This is a genomic window from Bacillus sp. CH30_1T, from assembly GCF_008364765.1.
Classification (GTDB): Bacteria; Bacillota; Bacilli; order Bacillales; family Bacillaceae_B; genus Rossellomorea.
Map to the genome: position 1 here is coordinate 256,511 of NZ_VTUY01000001.1, position 21,416 is coordinate 277,926.

At 42.2% G+C, this 21,416-nt stretch carries 16 protein-coding genes and 1 pseudogene; 5 read left to right on the forward strand and 12 right to left on the reverse strand.

From position 1 onward, the window contains the following. Positions 1-105 precede the first annotated feature (105 nt). The 4 genes from F0342_RS01140 to F0342_RS01155 form a co-directional block, all read right to left on the reverse strand. On the reverse strand, positions 106-849 hold the full coding sequence (locus tag F0342_RS01140; RefSeq protein ID WP_149154225.1) for an ankyrin repeat domain-containing protein: 744 nt from the start codon (positions 847-849) through the stop codon (positions 106-108). Positions 850-1,006: 157 nt separating this feature from the next. Then, positions 1,007-2,134 carry a Ger(x)C family spore germination protein gene (locus F0342_RS01145; protein ID WP_149154226.1) on the reverse strand — a complete coding sequence of 376 codons (1,128 nt, stop codon included), beginning with the start codon at positions 2,132-2,134 and terminating at the stop codon, positions 1,007-1,009. Continuing rightward, positions 2,131-3,225, reverse strand: coding sequence for a GerAB/ArcD/ProY family transporter (locus tag F0342_RS01150; protein ID WP_149154227.1), 1,095 nt, complete (start codon positions 3,223-3,225; stop codon positions 2,131-2,133). Before F0342_RS01150 ends, F0342_RS01145 begins: the two co-directional genes overlap by 4 nt. Beyond that, the gene (locus tag F0342_RS01155; protein WP_149154228.1) at positions 3,222-4,736 is read right to left on the reverse strand and encodes a spore germination protein; all 1,515 of its coding nucleotides are present in this window, start codon (positions 4,734-4,736) and stop codon (positions 3,222-3,224) included. The genes F0342_RS01150 and F0342_RS01155 overlap by 4 nt, the downstream gene beginning before the upstream one ends. A 199-nt stretch (positions 4,737-4,935) precedes the next feature. Here F0342_RS01155 and F0342_RS01160 point away from each other — a divergent pair, with 199 nt between their 5' ends. After that, positions 4,936-6,540 carry an acyl-CoA dehydrogenase family protein gene (locus F0342_RS01160; protein ID WP_149154229.1) on the forward strand — a complete coding sequence of 535 codons (1,605 nt, stop codon included), beginning with the start codon at positions 4,936-4,938 and terminating at the stop codon, positions 6,538-6,540. Positions 6,541-6,563: 23 nt separating this feature from the next. Further along, positions 6,564-8,081, forward strand: coding sequence for an o-succinylbenzoate--CoA ligase (menE, locus tag F0342_RS01165; protein ID WP_149154230.1), 1,518 nt, complete (start codon positions 6,564-6,566; stop codon positions 8,079-8,081). A 40-nt stretch (positions 8,082-8,121) separates the two neighbouring features. On the opposite strand, the gene F0342_RS01170 is transcribed toward menE, so the two are convergent. Both F0342_RS01170 and F0342_RS01175 read right to left on the reverse strand, forming a co-directional pair. After that, a complete protein-coding gene (locus F0342_RS01170; RefSeq protein ID WP_149154231.1) occupies positions 8,122-8,724 on the reverse strand; it encodes a TetR/AcrR family transcriptional regulator in 603 nt (200 codons plus the stop codon). Between the two features lie 233 nt (positions 8,725-8,957). Continuing rightward, positions 8,958-9,644 carry a FadR/GntR family transcriptional regulator gene (locus F0342_RS01175; RefSeq protein ID WP_149154232.1) on the reverse strand — a complete coding sequence of 229 codons (687 nt, stop codon included), beginning with the start codon at positions 9,642-9,644 and terminating at the stop codon, positions 8,958-8,960. Between the two features lie 163 nt (positions 9,645-9,807). Between F0342_RS01175 and F0342_RS01180 the strand changes: the two genes are divergently transcribed. Together F0342_RS01180 and nhaC are read left to right on the forward strand one after the other, a co-directional pair. Then, entirely contained in the window at positions 9,808-10,974 is a 1,167-nt protein-coding gene (locus tag F0342_RS01180) for a trans-sulfuration enzyme family protein (RefSeq protein ID WP_149154233.1), read from the forward strand. Positions 10,975-10,993: 19 nt separating this feature from the next. Then, positions 10,994-12,472, forward strand: a complete 1,479-nt coding sequence (gene nhaC, locus F0342_RS01185; RefSeq protein ID WP_149154234.1) for a Na+/H+ antiporter NhaC — start codon at positions 10,994-10,996, stop codon at positions 12,470-12,472. A gap of 195 nt (positions 12,473-12,667) precedes the next feature. Here the strand turns inward: nhaC and F0342_RS01190 are convergent. The 3 genes and pseudogenes from F0342_RS01190 to F0342_RS01200 form a co-directional block, all read right to left on the reverse strand. Then, positions 12,668-13,768, reverse strand: a pseudogene (locus tag F0342_RS01190) (GerAB/ArcD/ProY family transporter). A 24-nt stretch (positions 13,769-13,792) separates the two neighbouring features. Then, the gene (locus F0342_RS01195; protein ID WP_149154235.1) at positions 13,793-15,019 is read right to left on the reverse strand and encodes a Ger(x)C family spore germination protein; all 1,227 of its coding nucleotides are present in this window, start codon (positions 15,017-15,019) and stop codon (positions 13,793-13,795) included. Next, positions 15,009-16,631: a spore germination protein gene (locus F0342_RS01200; protein ID WP_149154236.1), complete on the reverse strand. Its 1,623-nt coding sequence runs from the start codon at positions 16,629-16,631 to the stop codon at positions 15,009-15,011. Before F0342_RS01200 ends, F0342_RS01195 begins: the two co-directional genes overlap by 11 nt. A gap of 130 nt (positions 16,632-16,761) precedes the next feature. On the opposite strand from F0342_RS01200, the gene F0342_RS01205 reads away from it, so the two are divergent. Then, positions 16,762-16,986: a YczF family membrane protein gene (locus F0342_RS01205; RefSeq protein ID WP_149154237.1), complete on the forward strand. Its 225-nt coding sequence runs from the start codon at positions 16,762-16,764 to the stop codon at positions 16,984-16,986. A gap of 51 nt (positions 16,987-17,037) precedes the next feature. Here F0342_RS01205 and F0342_RS01210 read toward each other — a convergent pair whose 3' ends face one another. The 3 genes from F0342_RS01210 to F0342_RS01220 form a co-directional block, all read right to left on the reverse strand. Beyond that, positions 17,038-19,620: an ABC transporter permease gene (locus F0342_RS01210; protein ID WP_149154238.1), complete on the reverse strand. Its 2,583-nt coding sequence runs from the start codon at positions 19,618-19,620 to the stop codon at positions 17,038-17,040. Next, a complete protein-coding gene (locus F0342_RS01215; protein WP_149154239.1) occupies positions 19,617-20,300 on the reverse strand; it encodes an ABC transporter ATP-binding protein in 684 nt (227 codons plus the stop codon). The genes F0342_RS01210 and F0342_RS01215 overlap by 4 nt, the downstream gene beginning before the upstream one ends. A gap of 120 nt (positions 20,301-20,420) precedes the next feature. Continuing rightward, the gene (locus tag F0342_RS01220; RefSeq protein WP_149154240.1) at positions 20,421-21,416 is read right to left on the reverse strand and encodes a sensor histidine kinase; all 996 of its coding nucleotides are present in this window, start codon (positions 21,414-21,416) and stop codon (positions 20,421-20,423) included.

Consider the following 21,416-nt stretch of genomic DNA (forward strand, 5'->3'; position numbering starts at 1 on the left):
AATCTTTTAAATTTGGTGAAAGAGATCATTCCAGATTCTTATATTGTCTCCTAATGGGAAAACGGACCTGTCCCCTTGTCTATTTAGTCTTATTATTCTAATCTGTTACCTGGCGGATATGGCGCCGAGACTAACCAGCCACTCAACTAATTCGGAAGCGTTGCTGCGACGTGCGGTATCGAGTGGAGTGAGATCATCATAGCCGACCCAATTAAGATCCGCACCCTGCTCCAGGAGGTATTGAGTAACCTTCAACTGTCCACCATGACACGCCAGCCAGAATGCCTCGGTGATCTCATTGGAGGCAGGTAATTTTCTGCCCTCAAAACGTTCGTTGATGCGATCCATTAGCCCAAGTGCAGCTTCATTCCAGAGCTTGGTTTGTGCCCCGCGCTCGACTAGACGGCGTGCTGCATGCCACTGTCCAAATGCCACCGCATCGTCTAACGGAGTGCCGCCTCCGATGACTGCTCCTGTAGCCTCAATGTCTGCACCTGCATCGAGGAGAGCGTCAAGCACTTCAATGTCATTACTGCTCGCAGCCCAATGAAGTGGCGTTTCGGTGTGCGGTCCGGTGAATCGAGCGTTCACCTCTGCACCAGCACCGACCAATAAGTTCACTGTAGACGCACCATTAGGGAAGTGGCCAGGCCAATCAGTCACAACATGAAGCAACGTACGAGACATCCCCAAGCTATTGCATTTGTCATCATTATCTCTTCCAATAATTCTCGCCGTAACCAAACCTGGATTTTCAGCAAGCTGTCGCTTTAACGATTGGACGTCACCTGTATGAATCGACTTTACAACTTCACAGGTCAACGCGTCATCTTCGAAAATAAAGTCCACATTTATCTCCCCTCTCAATCAATAACATTAAACAGGAATCCTATTATTTTATAGCATAACGTAAATTTTCAAGATGCCTTACCTAAATTCCTTCCTTATATAGAATATAGCCCAAACAAAAAGACACGGTTGTTTTCAGTGGTTTACTACCGTTTTACTACTCATATATACCAGAGTTCATAATGACTACCTTCACGCTTGAATGGAACTGTACCTTTTTATATGCTTGTTCCCAATTTACTTGCTTCCACTGTTCAGGATGATTTGCTTTTAGATGATGTCCTATCCGGTACAAATCACAGTTGTGTTCTTGCAATTTCCGAATGGTTTTTTTAGCTTTTTCCGTAAGCTCCTTTGATGCGATCTTACTAAACTTCTTTCTATCTTCTTCCTGAAACTTCTCTTCGTGATCAAACTCTTGAATATGAGCAAATAACTCTGTTTTTAAATCCACAACAATTGTTCCATCCTTAGACACTTTCACATCCATATCTCTTTTTGAATCCCGAATGACTAATGTCATATAGTTTTTAACCATGGGCTTTAAATCTTGTAGGACCTTAAGTGTAATAACTGCTTCTTCAGGTTTTTGACCTGTAAATATAAGACTGAGAAACGATTCCTCTGGAGTCAATATCCCAACAAGCTTATTGTCATGAATGATTCCTGACCCTATCACATTTGGCTCATTATTAATTAATTCCAGCAAGGGAAAAATAGTCCCCATTCCTTTAGATTTGATTTCAGATTCAACGGAACCAATATTTTCTTTTGAGATGATGAATTTCTTTTCCTGACTCTTGATGATTTCTGATAGATAGGGGCCTACTAATGGATCTTTTTGAGATACAGCTTCTATCATTTTTTTTGCGCTGCCTTTAACAATTGCAAATTTAGCTGATAAATCACTTAATGGGTCCCGATAAAATAGATCCAGGAAAGAAGATATATTTTGTTCAGCCATTTCGTCACTCATTAAGACAATTTCATTTTTAGAAGCATTTAAGGTTTTAGGTATCTTTCGGTCGATATTTACTCTAGCATTTCTAACTGTGTCTCCAACCTCTGAAACCAATTTTTTTTCAACTTGTTCCCCTCCACTCCCGGCAGGTTGATCTGTTTCAGTGTTTCCTGTGAGAGACGTAATTGAAACTTCAACTTTTCCTTCTTCATATAAATCTAGTCCGACACTCATGATTAAATTCGTATCTTTTAAAAGCTCTTGATCCCAACAACCTGTTAAAAATAATGAAAGAGTAATAATCCAGAGGAGCTGCCTTTTCATTCGTATCCCCCTCTTTTCCTTTGTTTTATCAACGATAGTAGTAGTAGAAATATCGGAATACAAACTAAGGTCATGAGAGCAAAGCTTTCTAAATATTGCTCCCACTTTCTATAAAAGTCTGGATCATTTTCCCAAATGGCAATGCAATATGTAATAATAGCAGCAAACAAAACAAAACGACTATGGTTTTTTGTTTGGAACGTTTGGGCTAAGCTTTTGGAGCTTAAATACAGATATCCTGCGAATGTCGTAATGGTAGAAACAAGCCAAAATGACAAGAAAATCAAATCCACTCGCTCAATAACCTCAAATGAAATGGTTTTAAGAACATAGAGTGATGGTTCAGGAATAAACGTTATTTCTTCTGGTAAAAAAAAGATCATGGTCGATAAGGTAATAATCAAATAAAACGAGATAACATACCAGCTTGCCAAAGAAACAGTTTTTAATATCGCTCTTTCAGTACCTTTGACATATGGGTTTGCAACAATCAGAACACCAAACCCTAAAATTGGCAGCAATGTCGTTTTTGCTCCTAGGAGAATCGAAGAAAAATCTTCCTGTCCAACAGGTTGAAGATTGACTAAATTTCCATCCTTTAAGTTGATAAGCATCATGACTATAAAAAGGATATGCAAAAAAGTGGCTAACAAGTAAAAACGACTGATCGCTTTTAAACTTTGCCTGGCAATATAGACTGAGACTGCGACAAATAACAAAAGTATTACCCACTTGGGTGTTTTGGGATATGCCCACTTATTCAAGATATGACTCATATTAAGTAATAAAATGGCGTTGGTTATAATATAAAAAGCTAAATAAAATAGGTTTATTCCGTTGCCTAACCATTTCCCTAGAAGGATTTGAGTGATCTGAAAGAAATGAAGTCCTGGATAACGGGCCATTAAACACCAAAGAAGAATAATGACCAATTGTACGATAACTCCAGCGATCAATATCGATATCCAAGAATCTTTTTTTGCGTATTCATAGATATTATGGGGTAATACCAGAATACCGGTACCAATCTGTAATTGAATGGTTAAAACAAATAGTTGTGTTAGAGAAATTTTTTCTTCTTCTTTAATCATTCTTTCTTCCACCTTCTTGAATCACTTTCACGATCCAGTTGCTGAGGCTGCGGATCTTTGGGGCGCCTATTCATTTTCCAAATCGGTACTCGGATCCAAGTATCTTTAAAGTCAGTCCACCTACCTACGGATATAGGCGCTAAATAGGGGGTACCAAATGATTGCAACGTACACATGTGCATGAGCATGACAGTCAAGCCGAGGATAATACCTAAAAACCCAAAACTAGCCGCTACTATCATTAATGGAAAACGAAGCAACCTTAGAGTCGTAACCATCTCATTCGAAGGTACAACAAATGAAGCAATCGCAGTTATAGCCACAATAATAACCATAATATTAGATACCAAATGGGCCTCAACAGCCGCTTGCCCTATGACTAAACCACCTACAATCCCAATTACTGGACCAATCGATGAGGGCAAGCGAACACCTGCCTCCCTAATAAGCTCAATGGTTAATTCCATAATTGTTGCTTCAATGAGAGGCGGATAAGGAATTAATTCGATTGATTCTTTAATTGGTTTTAACATTTTCGTTGGCAAAACCTCAAAATGAAAGGCAACAATCGATATATAAATAGCAGGTAAAGTAATTGCCATTACAAAACTAATAAAACGCAGCAGACGATAAAATGAGCCCACATACCATCTGCTATTATAATCATCTGGAGATTGAAAGAACCCGAAGAATGTGATAGGCAGGATTAAGGCATTGGGACTGCCTTCTGATAGAATGGCTACTCTCCCTTCCATTAAATTATAAGCAACGCGATCTGGCCTTTGTGTGGTTAACATCTGAGGAAATGGGGAAAAAGGAGAATCTTCTATAAATTCCTCTATATAGCCTGGTGACGTGACAATATCCATATGAATCGACTGTAAACGAGTCTCTACCTCACTTACCAATTTCGGATTGACAATGTTTTTCATAAAAACAATTGAAACTTTCGTTTTTACTTCATCCCCAATCATGAAATTCTTAATGACAAGGTTCTTATTGGCTATTCGGGAACGTATCAAATTGATATTCACATTTACATTTTCTATAAAACCATAATGAGCTCCTCGGATTACCTTTTCATTATTCGGCTCTTCAATTGAACGGAGGTATTGAGATTTTGTATCAAAAGTATAAATGAAACGTTCGTTTTCAAGAATGAGTGCCGTTCTGCCATGTAACAAATCGCTTGCTACCTCATGTAGATCTGTTCTTTTGTTCATTTCCCGTGAAGGAAAAATATCAACAGATGCATGATCAGAATGATGTTGAATCGGCGATAAGATTTGTTCCTGAATGACACTCGTATCAGTTATCGTTTCAATATATAAGAGTTTTGCCTGTTTTGAGGGGAGTTGAATGTCTTGCTCTTTCAAATCATCCGATTCATTTAAGAGCTGTTTCACTATCCTGATATTATTATCTAATGATGGTGAGATGGGGATGGAGGAAGAATCTTTTCCAGTGGCCTGCTTCTTTTGAATTTTATTTTTATTCGAAAATAATACCATCTAATATCCTCCTCTCCACATCACTACAAAAATATAGTGTGTAAAAGGATTCATATATATACATTTATGCTTCGTAGTAGAGAGTCCCCTCTCCCATTTGTAAACAATGTTTACAAATTAAAACACCGTTGATTTTCTATGAATATGTGATAAACTTATTTTAGGTTATTTTTCAGAAAATTCAGGAAGGTGTGTCGCATTGATTACAAAAACAAGCAATCCCTATTCTTTTGACTCTTTTCTCGAGTCCCGCAATAGCCTCAATGCTTTAGAAAACCCTTTTTTACTCCAAGTCTACCAACGTTATAGTGATAAGGAATGGAATGAATGGTATCAAGAATTGAAAGCGTTCTCAACTATTGTTTCCGGAAAGTGGCGAGCGTTAACGGAGGAAAATGCACGAGTTGAAAATCATCCTAGGCTGAGACATTTTGATGCGCACAATCATCGGATTGATCGCATTGTCCGCCCACAGGAAATGCATGAGCTGGAAAAGGAAGTCTTTTCAGCCGGGCTCTTTTCTCAAAAGGTGAGTAAGCGGGAACGTACCATGAAAAGATTTTTGATCCACCATAATGGTGAAGCCGGGGTGGCTTGCCCCCTTGCATGTACCGATGGATTAATCGCCTTATTAGAACGGTTTCGGGATGACCTTTCTCCAGAAGTAGTAAAAATTCTGGAGCACAGCAAAGAAGGAAGGAATGGTGACTTTGCGATAGGGGCCCAATTCATGTCCGAGATCCAGGGCGGTTCGAATATACCTGCCAATGTCCTGGAGGCCGTTCCGGATGGTGATCACTACAATCTTTATGGAAATAAATTTTTCTGTTCAGCCGTACACGCTGATTATTCCGTTGTGACGGCTAAAGTGAAAAATACTGACCATGTGGGTGTTTTTATTGTCCCAACCTGGCTCGAGGGTGACAAAGAAAAGGAAAGACGGAATGGACATGTACTGAATCGATTAAAGTGGAAGCTTGGCACATGTGAGCTTCCATCTGCTGAGATTGACTATCGAGGAGCCGTAGCGTATCCGATTGGGCCCATTGAAAAAGGGGTTTCCATCGCGGTTGGGATTGTTCTTACCCTATCACGAATTGATATCGGTTTTGCGAGCGCAGCTTTCATGATGAGAGCGGCACGTGAGGCAACACTATACGCACGATTCCGGAGTGTATTCGGACGGAAGATCGATGAATTCCCTATGGCCAAGGGTCAGCTCTTGTCTTTACAAGAAGCGGCAAAGCGATCCACTGCAACTGCGTTTAAAATTTTTGAAGAGCATCTTCTTCTAGAAGAATCACCCATCCCCTTTGAAAAGAAACAACTTGATATTCGGATTTTGATCCTGATCCAAAAGGTTTTTTCTGCTAAAGAAACGGTAGAGGCATTGAAGACAACCATCTCCCTTTTTGGAGGGCATGGTGCGATTGAGGACTTCTCTTCCATACCGAGACTATTCAGGGATGCGATGGTGAATGAGCTTTGGGAAGGGCCAAGAAATGTCCTGCTTTCACAAGTCTATAGAGATCTAAAGAAGAATGAAAGTTGGTATCCACCTGAGGAATTGATCGCAAATCTACTAAATGGTCATGATCAGGAAATCATTCAACAATACAGTTCTAAACTTAGGAATCTATTATCAATTAATTTATATGATGCACCTAATGAAGAAACCATTTCTGCTGCACGTCAATGGGAACAACTTTGGTCTGACCTATTTCATTTATACCAGAGGATTGCCCTAAATGAATTTCCTGAAGCGAGTCTGATTCCTGAAGAAATCCTGGAAGCTGTTTATTAATCTATTTTAAAGGAGTGTCATGAATGAAAACGAATGTGGGAGAATGGTTACAGAATCGTTCTTATTTAATGGGCAGCAAGGAAGCCTTTGTCGGTAAGAAAGGGAGATATACCTTTCAACAAATGAATGACAGAGCTAATCAGTTTGCCCAATACCTGAAAGTCCAAGGAATGAACCAAGGTGACCGGGTAGCGTTAATTTGCAAGAATCATGAGGATTTCGTTGCTGCTTTCTTTGGCGCAGCAAAAATAGGTGTCATCACAGTCCCAATCAATTGGAGACTTCAGGCAAAGGAAACAGCCTATATCTTAAATGATTGTGGTGCCAGAGTCATTGTGTATGATGATACTTTCAGTAAAGTAATAGAAGAGATTAAGAGTGATTCATTGGCAGAACTATTTATCTGCAGTGGGAAAAGCCCTCACGACCCATCATTTGATGAAGTATTGAACACATCTTCATCAATCGTACCAGCCTATTCCTCCCACAGCGAAGACGCGATCCTTATTATGTATACGTCTGGGACAACGGGGAAACCAAAGGGTGCTGTTCTTACCCATTCAAATCTTTTCGCCTCGTCCATCGGGCTGACCCACACGGTTGATTGGTGGGAACAGGATCGCTTCTTATCCGTCGCACCCTTTTTTCACATAGGCGGAATCTCTCCAATTATAGCGAATCTACATACAGGATGTACGACCGTTCTAATGGAATACTTTGATCCGGTTAAAGTATGGCAAACGATTGAGGAAGAAAGAATTACGACCATGATGAGTGTTCCTGCCATGCTGGGTGCCATGCTAAAAACGTTAAAACACGCTAACACGGACTACTCCACCCTGCGTAATATCACATGCGGCGCATCGTCGGTACCATTGAGCATGATCAATGCGTGCAAAAGCCTTAGAATCTCCGTTCAACAGGTTTATGGAATTACTGAATATACAGGAGCCGTAACCTTCTGGAAAGAATCACTGGATCCAGAAAAGAAAGATTCAATGGGCAAACCTGTCATGCACGGTGGAATCAAAATTGTCGATCTTCATTCAAATGAAGAACTTCCTGCAGGTGAGGATGGAGAAATCCTTTGCAGTGGTCCTCAAGTATTTAAAGGCTATTGGCAAAATGACGAAGAAACCGCAAAGGTCCTTCACCATGGCTGGTACCGCTCAGGTGATATAGGCAGACTAGACGAAGAAGGTTTTCTGTATGTCGTCGATCGATTAAAAGATATGATTATTAGCGGCGGGGAAAATATATACTCCGCTGAAGTCGAAGAAGCCCTTTCAAATCATGATGAAATCATCGAATCGGCTGTGGTCGGAATGCCAGATGCAAGATGGGGTGAGATTCCTTGTGCCTTTGTCGTGAAAGTTGCAGAAAGTGACCTTACAGAAAAAGGAATCATGGAACACTGCAAAGCCCAGCTGGCTACCTATAAAGTACCAAGGAAAGTCGTGTTTGTGGACCAGCTCCCTCGAAACGCTGTCGGAAAAATCTTAAAAACCGTATTAAAGAAAGGTGACCAAGTCGCTACTTAATCCCCAAAATAACGCCTGCTCCCCCAAAGGATAGCAGGCGTTATGTTCTGAATTTGGAGCAAATGATTTCGGTGAGACGAAAGATGTGTTTCCGTACCTCTTCCTCACTTCTTCCCGGATAATTTCGAAATGTAATCAACACCCCATTTAATGATGAGAAGAAGGCATGTGTATGTAAACGCACGTCCTCTTTTATCTCCATCCCTTCAAATGAAGCATCAAATGCAGCTAACAACCTGCGCATACTCTTGTCGAATGGTTCCATCGCTTCTTCCCTTATGACATGATCCAGCATGAAATGTGTCATCATTTGAAAGAACTCATCATTCTCCAATAAAAAGGTGACATATAACTCACCCACCTTTTGGGTGGATCTTTGCTCCTCTTCCTGTATCAACCGTTCAAATGCAGACGCAATCTTCTCGCTTTGCATAAAAAAAGCCTCAATAAACAGTTCATCCCGATCATTAAAATGACGATAGATCAATGCCGGAGAAATTCCTGCCTTTTTGGCGATATCCCTAATTCCCACCTTTGAGATAGGTTGACTGCTAAACAATTCAGTCGCAGCACTAAGGATCAACTGCCGTCTAGCTTCCCTCTCCTTTTCCTTCAGCTCACTTAATGTCTTCCCTTTACTCATTGTAGTCCCCCATTATCCCTTTCTCTTTATCTTTCATTCTTCCATTATACAGTAAAGTCCATCATCTACGTATGGTGTGAGTGATCCATTTATCATCATCATTCTAACCATTTTATCTGCCCGACTAAAGTGGCCCCATCTTCCCTGATAACTTGCCAGCCGAAGGAAGGATGGTCGCCTTTTTCAGAGTTATATTGAACCTTTCACCACTACCATAACCGAGTTTCCTTCCATCAGTTAATATTATATATGGACTGTTTCACAGACTGAATGATCTCATCAAAGGCCTCTAGAGCTGATTTAGAATTCCGTTCACGAATCCCCTGGAGCAGCTTTTCATGGTAGGGGTAGCTCTGATCAAAGATGTCATCGATGCCAAAAGGCTCATTCCAGAACTCGTGAAATGTATCCCAAACGGAGTCGATGATACTTTCAAGCATCATGTTTTTTGAAGCTGCGTAAATGGCCTGATGGAAACGTGCATCGGCTTGGTTTGCAAGCTGTCGTTGCCCCGTTTGGAGAAATTGGACATATTGCTGAAGGTGATAAGTCATTTCCTCCACATCTTCATCATTCGCAGCCTTTACCGCCAGTTCGACGGCCTTTTTCTCGAGTGCCTCCCTTACCTCCAGTGTTTCAAGGAGAAAGTTCTTTTTATCCTCTACTTCGAAAGCCATTTGGATTTGAAATGGTTTACTCTCCCTGATGAACGTCCCTTTTCCATTCAATATCTCGATGACCCCTTGGGATTCAAGGAGTTGCAGTGCTTCCCTCAAGGAAGACCGGCCGATTTGCAAAAGATCTACAAGCTCAGCCACAGAAGGCAGGCGGTCCCCGTATTTTAATCCTTCATCCTCAATATATTTCTTAATTTCATCTGCTCCGATTTCTGATAAGCGTTTTTTCTTTATGGCTTTCATTCTTTCACCCCAACGAATAACCTATTTTCCTCATTATACTATTGATAGGTTTGATAAGAAAATGTACTTATTTTATATTCTGAATAATCTAACCTTTCATACAGGTTGACAGTATGATAATATAATAGCAAATAGAGTCAACATAGGAAAGGCAGATGGCATAATGGATAACTACGATACTCAAATTTGTACGCAATATGGCGATCACCCTGCTGAACATAAAGGAGCGGTATCTCCTCCGATTTATCAGACCAGTCTTTTTGCGTTCGAAAATTTTGAAGCGTTTTCACAAGCACAAACGAAAGAAAGGGAGAACTATGTCTATACACGCGGGGTGAATCCGACAACCGAACTTTTAGAAATGAAACTAGCTAAACTTGAGCGCGGAGATAAGTGTAAGTGCTTTGGATCAGGGATGGGTGCAATTAGTTCCGTCTTCTTTTCGCTCCTGAAGAGTGGGGATCATGTGCTTTTCGTCAATGACATTTATGGACCGACCAAACAGCTTCTCGCATTTTTCAATAAATTCAACATCACACATACCTCTACGTTTGACGATGTCGAATCACACATTCAACCAAACACAAGGGTCATCTACGTGGAAAGCCCTGGGACAATGAATATGAATGTCATTCACTTGGAAAGCATCTCTTTGCTTGCGAAAAAGTACGGCATCTATACAGTTATCGATAATACATGGTCGACCCCCCTTTTCCAAAAACCGTTGACCCATGGATTCGATCTTTCCATCCATTCTTTGACGAAGTATATCGGTGGACATAGTGATGTAACCGGCGGAGCTGTCATCGGGAGTCACACCCTTGTTGATCGGATCTTTGAATTCGGCTTTCAGCTGAATGGATCCACCCTTTCTCCTCACGATGCGTCTCTCATCATTCGAGGATTAAGAACATTGCCTCTTCGGATGCAGCAGCATCAGCAAAATGCTTTGATGGTGATAGATTATTTAAAAACGAAAGACGAAATTGCTAAGATTTATCATCCAAGTCTAATAAAAGGGGAAGAGTACCCTTTTATGAAAAATCAAATGAAAGGGTATTCAGGGGTTCTTAGCATTGAACTCAAGGAAGGAGGGTTTGAAAACGTCGCTGCATTCATTAATTCGTTGACGCTATTCAAAATTGGAGTAAGTTGGGGCGGCTATGAGAGCTTAGTCAACTCACCAATAAAACCACACAACGCAGATGAGCTTAAAAAAGCAGGGATCAGCACGGGCTTGGTTCGTTTTTCTATCGGTCTTGAAAGCCCTAATTCCCTGATCAGTGATTTAGAAAACGCATTCCAATCAATATCTCTTACCAAATCTTAAATCGAGGAGATGATTCATAATGAGTAAAGAGGGTATTAGACGTCCATCCGTTGGCATGGCCCTGATTCCGATCATGGTAGCCCTTGTCATTTTCATTGGAGGAATAGGAATTCTGAAATATCAAGCTGAGCTGATGTTGATATTTGCAGGCGTCGTGTTTTCCATATACGCCATTTGGTGTGGGCATAAGTGGGAAAAGATCCTTACCGTCATGGGGGAAAAAATCAAAACCGCACTGCCCGCTATCCTAATTCTATTTAGCATCGGACTGATCATCGGTACTTGGATGTTATCGGGTACAATACCATTTTTCGTCTATTATGGTCTTGAAATCATCCATCCTGGTTATCTCTATGTATTAGCTTTCATCGTTACCGCCATAGTATCTACATGTGTTGGGACATCCTGGGGATCTGCCGGTACGATCGGGGTAGCCTTGATGAGTATCGCCCAAACGATGGACGTTTCCCTTGCGATAACTGCTGGTGCCGTCGTTTCCGGAGCTTACTTCGGGGACAAACTTTCTCCACTATCCGATACGACAAATATGAGCTCGTTAGCCGCTGGTTCCAACTTGTACGAACATATCCAGCATATGATGTATACATCAATCCCTTCATCGATCATCGCCATCATAGTCTTTTATTTCGCTGGTTTAAGCATTGAATCGACACCGGGTCAACTTAGTAACATCGAAGAAATGCTTTCAGGGATCGATCAACTGTTCAACTTGAATGTCCTTGTCCTCTTGCCGGCTGTCATCGTCATTGCCGGCTCCCTGATGAAGAAAAGTCCGTTAATTGTCTTGTTCAGCTCTGCCCTGACGGCAATGATCGTCGCATTCTTTTTCCAACAAGCTACAGTTGCTCAGCTGTTCACTGCAGCTGTTGAAGGATTCAATGTTGAAATGGTGACTGCTTCAAACCCGGGTCTCGATCCTACTGTCATTTCAGAATCGATGCAGGGGCTCCTGAATCGCGGCGGCCTGTATTCAATGTATAATGCCACTTTCTTTGTGTTTTGTGCCTTTTTCTTTGCAGCAGCCATCGAGGTTTCACAGGCTCTGAATGTCGTCCTTGAAAAAATCATCTCTTATCTTAAGTCAATAGGCAGTGTCATTTTTGCGTCACTTGTCACTGGCTTTGCCGTCATCAACTGTACCTCCAATGCCCTGGTGACATACTTCCTAATCAAAGACATCTTCGGAGATGTTTATAAAAAGAAAAAACTGCATCCGGTTAATCTATCCAGAAGCATGGAAGATTCTGTAACGATCACAGAAGCATTGATGCCATGGACAGTTTCAGGTGTCTTCATGGCCACCACCCTTGGAGTGAGCAACTTCGAATTCTTACCGTGGGCCATTTTCAACCTTGGCGGATTTGTCTTCTCCCTCTTATACGGCTTCTTGGCTCCATACTCGAACAATTTCGGTATTCGAAGTTTGACTGAGAATGAAGTTGAAGAAGACATGGAATCCTCCAAAAAGATTATCTAACAAGGACTAGCTGCATGGCTCAATATTTAGAAATTCCGATAGAAATAAAGAGGCTGTCCCCAAAGATAATCCTTTGGGGACAGCTTTTTTCGATTATATCAACATTCGATTCATTTATATTGTGGGTCGCAAACAAACATTTTCACCGTCGCCTCGTTCCCCTTCACCCTCGAAGTACTGAGGCGAATAACCCTGTTACCCTCTTTTCTTTTTTCTATTTTTCAAAAACGCAATAAGAAGAAGAAGGATGGGAATGATCACAAAGAGGGGCAGATGAAAGACAAACATCGTTACCTTTAGTCCTTCATGGATATGCTCTTGAAAATTGCTCGCAATCGTCATCGACATAAATAAAACGACCAGACCCAAAGGATAGGATAGTCGTGAAGGAGATTTAATCTTAAATAAGCTGGCTGAGCCTATGACCGCTGCATAAAACAACATGCTTATCTTAAAAAAAATCCCGATCACTAAGGCAAGCATAAAAAACACATCCAGCCGTTCTAAAAAATCTGCTACTTGGATGGTCTGAACCGTACTAAGAAGCGGAAATTGTGACCGTGCAGTCAGCCCCACACCAAGCACACTAATATTAATGAGCATCGTAAGAATGAGATTGATTCCACTTAATCCCGTTGCACATATCATCGTAAGCTTTACTTTCTTGGGATTATTCATGTACGGCAAAATCATCGTAAATACAATGGCTTCTGTAAACGGGAAATATAAGGTTTGAGTAAAAACCACTTTCAGGACAGGTGCAATCCCTTATTCAAGTACTGGCTGTAAGTTGGTTAAGTCAATTAGACCAGAACTTACGATCAATACAAATCCAACAACCGAAAGGAGAAACATAAGCATAAAAAGCAGTTCTCCTGATCGGCCGATGACCTCTATTCCTTTATGGATCGTATAAATAATGACAAGCATTAACAGTGCATTGGCGATGAATAAAGGCGTTTCTGGATAGGCAAAGGTTAACAGCATTTCCCCAAAGTCACGAAGAACCCTCGAGGCATCATACATAAAGAAAAAAAGATAGAGGAAGGCAAGCACGGTTCCCATCACTTTACCGAGAATCTTTTGCATGTACTCGGTAGGCAAAAGATCGGGATAATACCAATAGAGTTTATGATAGACTAATAAAAGAACGAAACTGACGACCATTCCAAGCAGAATGGCCAACCAGGCGTCCTGTTTTGCATCTATGGCAAGAGGTACGAGTAAAGCACTCCCCAGTTCAAACAGAACCATTAAGACAAAGAGCTGCCTGGCACTAATTTTGGCTTTCTCCACTCCACTGGTACCCCCTTTCCCTCACTATTGATTATCATTTAAACTTGAAAGAAACGATTTGTTTCGTAATCCAGCACGACGGATATAGGCTTCCACTTTAATATCCACCTTTAATTCCGGAAAGTACACATCGTTCCACATCGGTTTTAGCTTCTTCCACTCACCCGGACTGGAACGTCGGATGGCTTCGCCAAACCCAAAGATATCTGCTTTATTTGTTTGAGACTGTTCAATCGCATTTGTAATTTCTTTTTTAACCTCTTTCTCCAGCTCTTTTTCCATCTTTGAAATCACCTTGACATCTGTGATATCTACAGGTACATTCATTTCCCCTATGCTTCCTTCCGCACGTGTATGAATAGAGATATGGGGCTCTCCATTCTTCACTTTCGCAGATACGGTTGTTTTTTGACGGACTGTTTGATAGGCGATGGCTTCCTTTTTTCCTTCCCAATCAATGTTGATGTCTGTTCCTTGGATTTCATCTCTGATCCATACAGTTCCTCTTGCCGTTTTCCCATCATACCAATCCACTAATTTCCCTTCTTTTATGATTCCGATTCCGCTGGCTTCAAGGGTGGATTCAGGCTCACTTTCTTGAATGTTCTCTAACTTACTCGCATGCTTGGGATCTCCTACAAGACGAAATCCTGATACCACGGTTGCTTCATCAGCGGATTGCAGTCCTTTCATCACGTCTTGGATCGACGTCTTGATGGTCTCTCCCGATACCTTTTGTGAGAATTCTAATGTTTTCAGCACCTTATTCGCTGGGATTTTATCAACGGGTGTTAATGTTTTCACGAGGTCTGCTGCAGATGATTGATTGGCAATCACCATGGTTGTAGTGATTCTAAATTCATGATCTCGATCGATTGCGTCGATTAATGTAGCTACACCTTCTTCTCTTGCAAGGTTCTCCCCAACCACCACCAGGTTGGCATGAGCATAATATAATCTTCTGGAAATTTTGCTTGAAGCACTCCTGCTTGCTTCTACTAAATTATTTCCAGTAGCTGAATAGATGGTAACAGGTGGGCTTTCTGTCCCACCACCTCCCCCTTGCATGCCTCCAGCCACGTTCCCTGGATTAATAATTTGAAGGGTGATTGCATATTTTCCGTCTTCCGTCTTATCTACTCCCATGGCTGCCACGATAGCAAGATCGGTTAGCTCTTTTTTGCTCCAACATCCGGATAGCAAGACGTTCATTGTCACCCATATTATAAGGAAAACCAACTTATGCTTCATTGTTGTCACCTTCTTTAAAATCCCGATTAACCATTGCACGGGATGCAGGAGGCTGAGGACGCGAATTCTTCCCTTCCCGTACTGTATTGGCACTAATTAAGCGGGGTCTTTGTCTTAGTGACCACCATGGTAATCTTACAAACGTATCTCCATTATTCACAGGAATAAAGGGAGCAAATGGGGCCATGTAGGGCACACCGAATGAACGTAAGCTGCATAGATGGACGACCATCATCAAGAGGATCAAAATAATTCCGTAGAATCCAAATGTTGCAGCACCAACCATAAACAAAAACCGGATTAAACGAGCTGAAATGGCCATATCAAAAGAAGGTGTCGCAAAACTGGCAATCGCTGTGATTGATACAATAATGACCATGGCTGGTGACACAATACTCGCCTGAACGGCTGCTTGTCCAATAACAAGTGCACCGACAATGGATACAGCCGAACCAATCGCTTTAGGCAGTCGAATTCCTGCTTCCCGTAAGATTTCAAACGTTACTTCCATCAGAAGAGCTTCCACGAATGCAGGAAAAGGAACGGATTCCCTCTGAGCTGCAATGGCAACAATGAGCGTTGTCGGCACCATTTCCTGGTGGAAGGTGGTGACAGCGACAAAGGCAGCAGGGGCAATAAGCGAAATCATAAACATCAAAATGCGTAAAAGCCGAATCGATGTTGCAATATCGAAACGGGCGTAATAATCCTCAGCCGATTGAAAAAATTGTATAAACAACGCAGGTGCAATCAGTACAAAAGGTGTTCCATCGACAAAAATGGCAATTCGTCCTTCAATCAGATTCCCTGCCACTACATCAGGTCTTTCGGTGTTAAAAATAGTTGGAAAGGGAGACAATGTTTGATCTTCAATTAGTTGCTCAATATAGCCTGATTCCAAAATACTATCAATGTCAATCTTATTTATTCGCTGACGAACTTCTTCAATAACCTGTTCATTGGCAATTCCATGTATGTACATAAGCGTCACATCGGTTTTGGTTACACGGCCAACCTTCACGGACTCCATCCATAAATCAGGGGTCTTAATGATGCGCCTTACCATGGCTGTATTGGTCTCAATCGACTCTGTAAACGCCCCTTTTGGACCACGGACCACCATTTGAGTGTTAGATTCCGAAATGGAGCGTTTTTCTCCCCCTTTCGTGCTTGCACTCAAAGCCTTAGAAATACCATCCACCAGGACCAGGGTGTCACCTGCCATTAAAGATGAGAACAGGTCTTCCCATGTATTAAGGGATAACACGTTACCAACCGTCATCATGTCCTCAGAAATCAGTTCTAATGCATCGTGCTCATTCAATTTTTCTTTATCATCATCTTTCATCATGGTTTGCAATAAGAACTCTTGAATCGTTCGATTGTCTACTATTCCTGCGATATAGACAATTGCTGTTTTAATATCGGAATCTCTCCCCATTTTCAGATGACGAACGACGAGGTCTGAACTGTTTCCTGTTTTCTGTCTAATGATATCAAGGTTGTCTGACAATGAATCTTGTATATGTTCTACCGAGTGATCAGCAGCTTGATTTTCAGCATTCGACTGGTGGTTCTTTTTTGGTTTTCGACCTTTAAAGAACGAAGGCATAGATTCAGGCACCCTTCTTTTATTTTTTATTACTTTAACCTTATCAGGGGTTTTTATGTAATTATTAACAAAGATATGACTGAATGATTCTAGTCCAAAGAGAAGAACCTAGTAGGAGGAGTTGATCGGCATGAAAATCATGGGCATTGCCCTTTTAATGATGGTATGTTTAATGGCTTTTTCTCTAAGTCTCGATATTCTCCAAGGGTTTGATGTTTCAGACGCATTGTACAATGCCGTACGTCCTTTTCGAGTAATGGAAATAACGGAAATATTCGTCCTCTTTTTTCTTCTTTCGATTTTTTTGGTTGAAACTGCCTATGTTTTTATAAAGAAGAGAAACGAAGACAAGTAAGTATACTTAAGCAAAAAAGAGATGAGCCTCTAAAAGCCCATCTCTCCTCTTCTATATATTCTCTTGCTTCAATCCTTCAATGATATTCTGCTTCTTGACCTTTCCGATTGAATAAAGCATCGCCGAGCTGACGACGATGAATATCGCTGCGATGACGGATAGGATATCGAACCACGGAAGCACGAACCCGTAATCGAAGGTCTCTCCGACAGATTTGTGGATCAGATACATGACACCGATACTGATCGGCAGCCCGTACAACAAGGCCTTGACTCCGTAAAAAATGCTTTCATAGTTAATCATTTTATTAAATCCTTTTGGGGTCATCCCAACAGATTTCAGCATGGCGAACTCTCGTTTTCTCAATGAGATGCTCGTTGAAATCGTATTGAAAATGTTCGCGATGGATATCAATGAAATCAGTGCGATGAACCCATACGTGAAGACTGACATGAACAGGATGAGCTGTTCTTCTTGCTGCCTATCTTGATAGACATTGTAAATATACAGATTCGATGGCAGCACTTCTTCAAGGGCTTTCTGGGTTTCCATCGGATCAGTACTGTTAATATATAATTGACTGCGGACTTCCTTTTTCATCTCTTCATCCATCAAGGCGTCCATCGTTTTCACCGGCACAATGACATCCAATCCGCCTATCACTGAGGTACGAGCCCCCATAGGTACTTTGTCTGTCGTGGCCCCGATTGTAAACGATCCCAAAGGTTTCGATTTCTCTGTAGCATAGTCTGTGAAGATCAAATCGAGGACGTCTCCCGGTTCAGTTACGATCGATTTGGCGTTGATGAACTTGGATTTCGTTAGATCATAATAGGAAATCTGATCAATGACGATGGCTGTTGGCTTTTCGGGATCGTCGAACATCTCGAGATCTGCGCCTGCTTTTTTGGCAAAGTCTGTAAAGCTCTGTTCATCCAATCCATGGAAGTTAACATAGTATTGATAGCGTCCATCATCAAGGGAGATGTTATCCCTTTTGATCATGTCTTTCAATTCTTGAGGAAATTTGTCTTTGTCAATAAGCACAGTCGGGTTCAGGCTTTTATGGATGCTGTATGCTGTGACATTTTCCATGTGAACCAAGTCTTCCAACTGATCTGTATCCCCAGTATTGGCGGATACGGAAATATCGAAATTCGTGCCCTCCTGGGACATGACTGCCGATTTCTTCAGATTATCAGTAAAGAAAGACACGGATAAGAAGAGAACGATACTAATCACAAGGGAAAAAATCGTCGCATGGTAACGTCGTTTATTCCGTTTCAGATTCTTCAATCCGATTTCCGCTTCCAGCCCGAACAGCTTTCGGACGAGCTTGGACGTTTTGACCGTCTTACCAGTCAATTTGACATCCTGCGTCTGCCGGATCGCATCGATCGCTGAAATCTTCGATGCTTTTCGTGCAGGGATATACGTGGAGATGAATATCGTCACGCTTGAAATCAGGCATGAAACCAGAACCGTTGACGGTGTGACGACCACCTGAAGCCTCTCCGAAATGCCCAATGCCCCGTCAATGTAGGTGTTGATGAACCAAAAGGTAGCTCCGATCCCAAATGCCCCTGCCAATAGACCAAGTGGGATGCTGATGACTCCGATGATCATCCCTTCGAAAAAGACGGAATTTCTCTTCTGTTTCTTCGTCGCACCCACACTCGACAGCATCCCTAAGTGTCTGGCACGTTCGGATACACTGATGGCAAATGCATTATAAATAAGCGATACCGAACCAATGATGATGACTGCCATGATAATCCCGAGTAAGGAAAACAGGGTGAAGCGGAGGTTGTCATTGTCCGTTACACCGTAGTAGCGCAAAAGTTCATCGTTGAAAGCTACTTTCTCGATTCCATTCTCTTTTGCCAGGTTTCCAGCATGCTCAAATACGGATGAGTCCACTTTGTCCAGCACCACAATCGCATCCACCATATCTGACTTATTCAATGAATTCATATCGATATAGCCGAGCACCGTATAACCGGGAGACCATGCCGGTTCCCATGATGGACTTTCTATGATGCCCGTCACGGTAAAGGTCTCCGTGGAGTTCACTTCTAGCCTTTCAATAATGCCCTCTTCATCCCGTTGGAGCGGGTCATTCTGTCCTAATGGTTCGCCTTCCCCCTCCATCATCCGGGCCCCAATATCCAGTTTGATCTGGTCCCCGATCTCGTACTTAACTCCGGCATCATTTTCGATTTGCTCGGAAATGACCACTTCCTGTTCATCGGAAGGCAGGCGGCCTTTACTCAACTCGACCGGAAACTGCTTCAAGCCTTCTGCATTATATTCTTTTATAAATAAGTAAGGCTTCTCTTCCACCTTGGCCCCATCGAGTTTTGCATACCCAAAGTCATTGGATAGGAGCAAGTCTCCTGTATCTTCGTCATTCGCTATCGCTTCGATTTGATCGGGGCTGACATTGTGATATTTGGCATGCCATTCGCCATTGTCGGCTATCGATTGTCTTTTCATAATGTCCAGGAATGAAACGCCGAGTGTCGCAACGGCCATGATCATCGACACGGAGATGATCACCCCGGTGATGGTCACAAGGGTTCTTCTTTTGTTTTCTTTCAGGTGCCTTAACGTCAGTTTGTTGATGATATTCACGGGCGGATCACCTCATCCTTTGCGATCCTTCCATCTGCGATTTCGATCACACGATCAGCCTGCAGGGCAATCCGTTCATCATGGGTAATGATGATCAATGTCTGGTTATAGGTCTTGTTGAACATTTTTAACAGTTCGATGATTTCGGTAGAGTTCTTACTGTCGAGATTTCCTGTCGGCTCGTCCGCGAGAATGATGGCGGGATTACTGATCAGCGCTCTCCCGATGGATACGCGCTGCTGCTGTCCTCCGGATAATTGGTTCGGTAGATGATTCAGCCTCTCATGAAGGCCCAATGTCGACACAAGATCAGTCAACTGCTTTTGATCTACATTATGCTGATCCAATAACATGGGGAGGGTAATGTTCTCTTCCACCGTCAAGATCGGGATCAGATTGTAGAACTGATAGATCAACCCGATCTGCCTTCTTCTGAAAACGGCCAGCTGGGTTTCATCCAATTGATAAATATCGGTTTGATCGATTAGCACTTTCCCGCTTGTCGGACGGTCGACGCCTCCAAGCAGGTGAAGCAAGGTAGATTTCCCCGATCCAGAAGGACCGATGATGGCGACGAATTCTCCTTTTCTCACAGAGAATGAGATATCATCCAGTGCCTTGACCGCCGTCTCCCCCTTGCCATATATCTTAGACAGATTTTCAATTTGTAAAATATTCATTTGGTACCTCCATAATGTTGATGTAGACCCTAGTATATCTGTCCAATATGACTTTAAAGTGACTAAGAAAGTGACAATTTATTCACTTTAGGGGGTACGGGGAGCAAGAATAACTAATTCCTATTTATAAAATTTAATTGAAAATTGGGTACCATTTCCTTTTTCACTTCGGACCTCAAGATCCCCCTGCTGACTGGTAATGATGCTGTAGGCCATGGCAAGACCGATTCCGACACTTTCTTCGCTAGCATTCTTGCCTTTGTAAAAACGCCTGAATATGTATGGAAGATCTTCTTTAGGAATCCCGTCTCCATTATCTCCAATGGTGATTTCAGTATAGAGCGGATTCTCCAAATATGAAATGGAGATCACCCCTCCATCTCCCGTGTGCTCCACAGCATTTTTCAGGATATTGATGAGGGCTTCGGCCGTCCACCGAAGATCACCTGTGAAAGTGACCGATTCGTCCCCACTTACATTCAGTACCTGCTCTTTAATATCCATTGGAATCAAGACAGGCTGCACGGCACTCTGAATCAGATCCCGGACGGCCACCTTGTCTTTCTTAAACACGATGGTTCCTGCATCGATCTTGGATAGTTTCAGAAGCGAAGAGACAAGCCACTCGATCCTTTCCAATTGCACCCGGATATGTTGAGTGAATTCGGCACGCTTGGATTCCTTCAATGTGCTGTCACTTAAGAGGTCGGCCATCACCATCATCGAGGTCAAAGGTGTCTTCAGCTGATGCGAGATATCAGAAAGGGCGTTGGTCAAAGTAAGTTTGTCCTTTTCTAAAGAAGAACGATGCTCAGACAGCATCAAGGTCACCTTATAGATGTCATTCTTTAATATGCTGAGCTCTCCTTCTTGGTTATCCCGGACATCGAGGCTGTCATCGCCGCTGCTGATCTTCCTCAAGTAACCCGAAAGCTTTCCAATTTCCCGGTATCGCCACCTTGTAAAGAAAAAGCTGCATCCCACGAGCAAGCCGGATGTGACCAGCACAAACAATGCAACCCGAATCGAATAAAGAAAACCTGCCAATACCGATGCTCCGAGACTGATGAATAAATGGCTGATGAAAAACCATTGAACCTCCCGATTCCTCCACAT

What these genes read in the sequence shown, in the direction of transcription:
- F0342_RS01170 (WP_149154231.1), bottom strand. Translation starts at nt 8,724, where the DNA reads ATGAGTAAAGGGAAGACATTAAGTGAGCTGAAGGAAAAGGAGAGGGAA.
- F0342_RS01180 (WP_149154233.1), top strand. Translation starts at nt 9,808, where the DNA reads ATGGATAACTACGATACTCAAATTTGTACGCAATATGGCGATCACCCT.
- F0342_RS01155 (WP_149154228.1), bottom strand. Translation starts at nt 4,736, where the DNA reads ATGGTATTATTTTCGAATAAAAATAAAATTCAAAAGAAGCAGGCCACT.
- F0342_RS01145 (WP_149154226.1), bottom strand. Translation starts at nt 2,134, where the DNA reads ATGAAAAGGCAGCTCCTCTGGATTATTACTCTTTCATTATTTTTAACA.
- F0342_RS01205 (WP_149154237.1), top strand. Translation starts at nt 16,762, where the DNA reads ATGAAAATCATGGGCATTGCCCTTTTAATGATGGTATGTTTAATGGCT.
- menE (WP_149154230.1), top strand. Translation starts at nt 6,564, where the DNA reads ATGAAAACGAATGTGGGAGAATGGTTACAGAATCGTTCTTATTTAATG.
- F0342_RS01175 (WP_149154232.1), bottom strand. Translation starts at nt 9,644, where the DNA reads ATGAAAGCCATAAAGAAAAAACGCTTATCAGAAATCGGAGCAGATGAA.
- F0342_RS01200 (WP_149154236.1), bottom strand. Translation starts at nt 16,631, where the DNA reads ATGCCTTCGTTCTTTAAAGGTCGAAAACCAAAAAAGAACCACCAGTCG.
- F0342_RS01220 (WP_149154240.1), bottom strand. Translation starts at nt 21,416, where the DNA reads ATGTGGAGGAATCGGGAGGTTCAATGGTTTTTCATCAGCCATTTATTC.
- F0342_RS01195 (WP_149154235.1), bottom strand. Translation starts at nt 15,019, where the DNA reads ATGAAGCATAAGTTGGTTTTCCTTATAATATGGGTGACAATGAACGTC.
- F0342_RS01150 (WP_149154227.1), bottom strand. Translation starts at nt 3,225, where the DNA reads ATGATTAAAGAAGAAGAAAAAATTTCTCTAACACAACTATTTGTTTTA.
- nhaC (WP_149154234.1), top strand. Translation starts at nt 10,994, where the DNA reads ATGAGTAAAGAGGGTATTAGACGTCCATCCGTTGGCATGGCCCTGATT.
- F0342_RS01215 (WP_149154239.1), bottom strand. Translation starts at nt 20,300, where the DNA reads ATGAATATTTTACAAATTGAAAATCTGTCTAAGATATATGGCAAGGGG.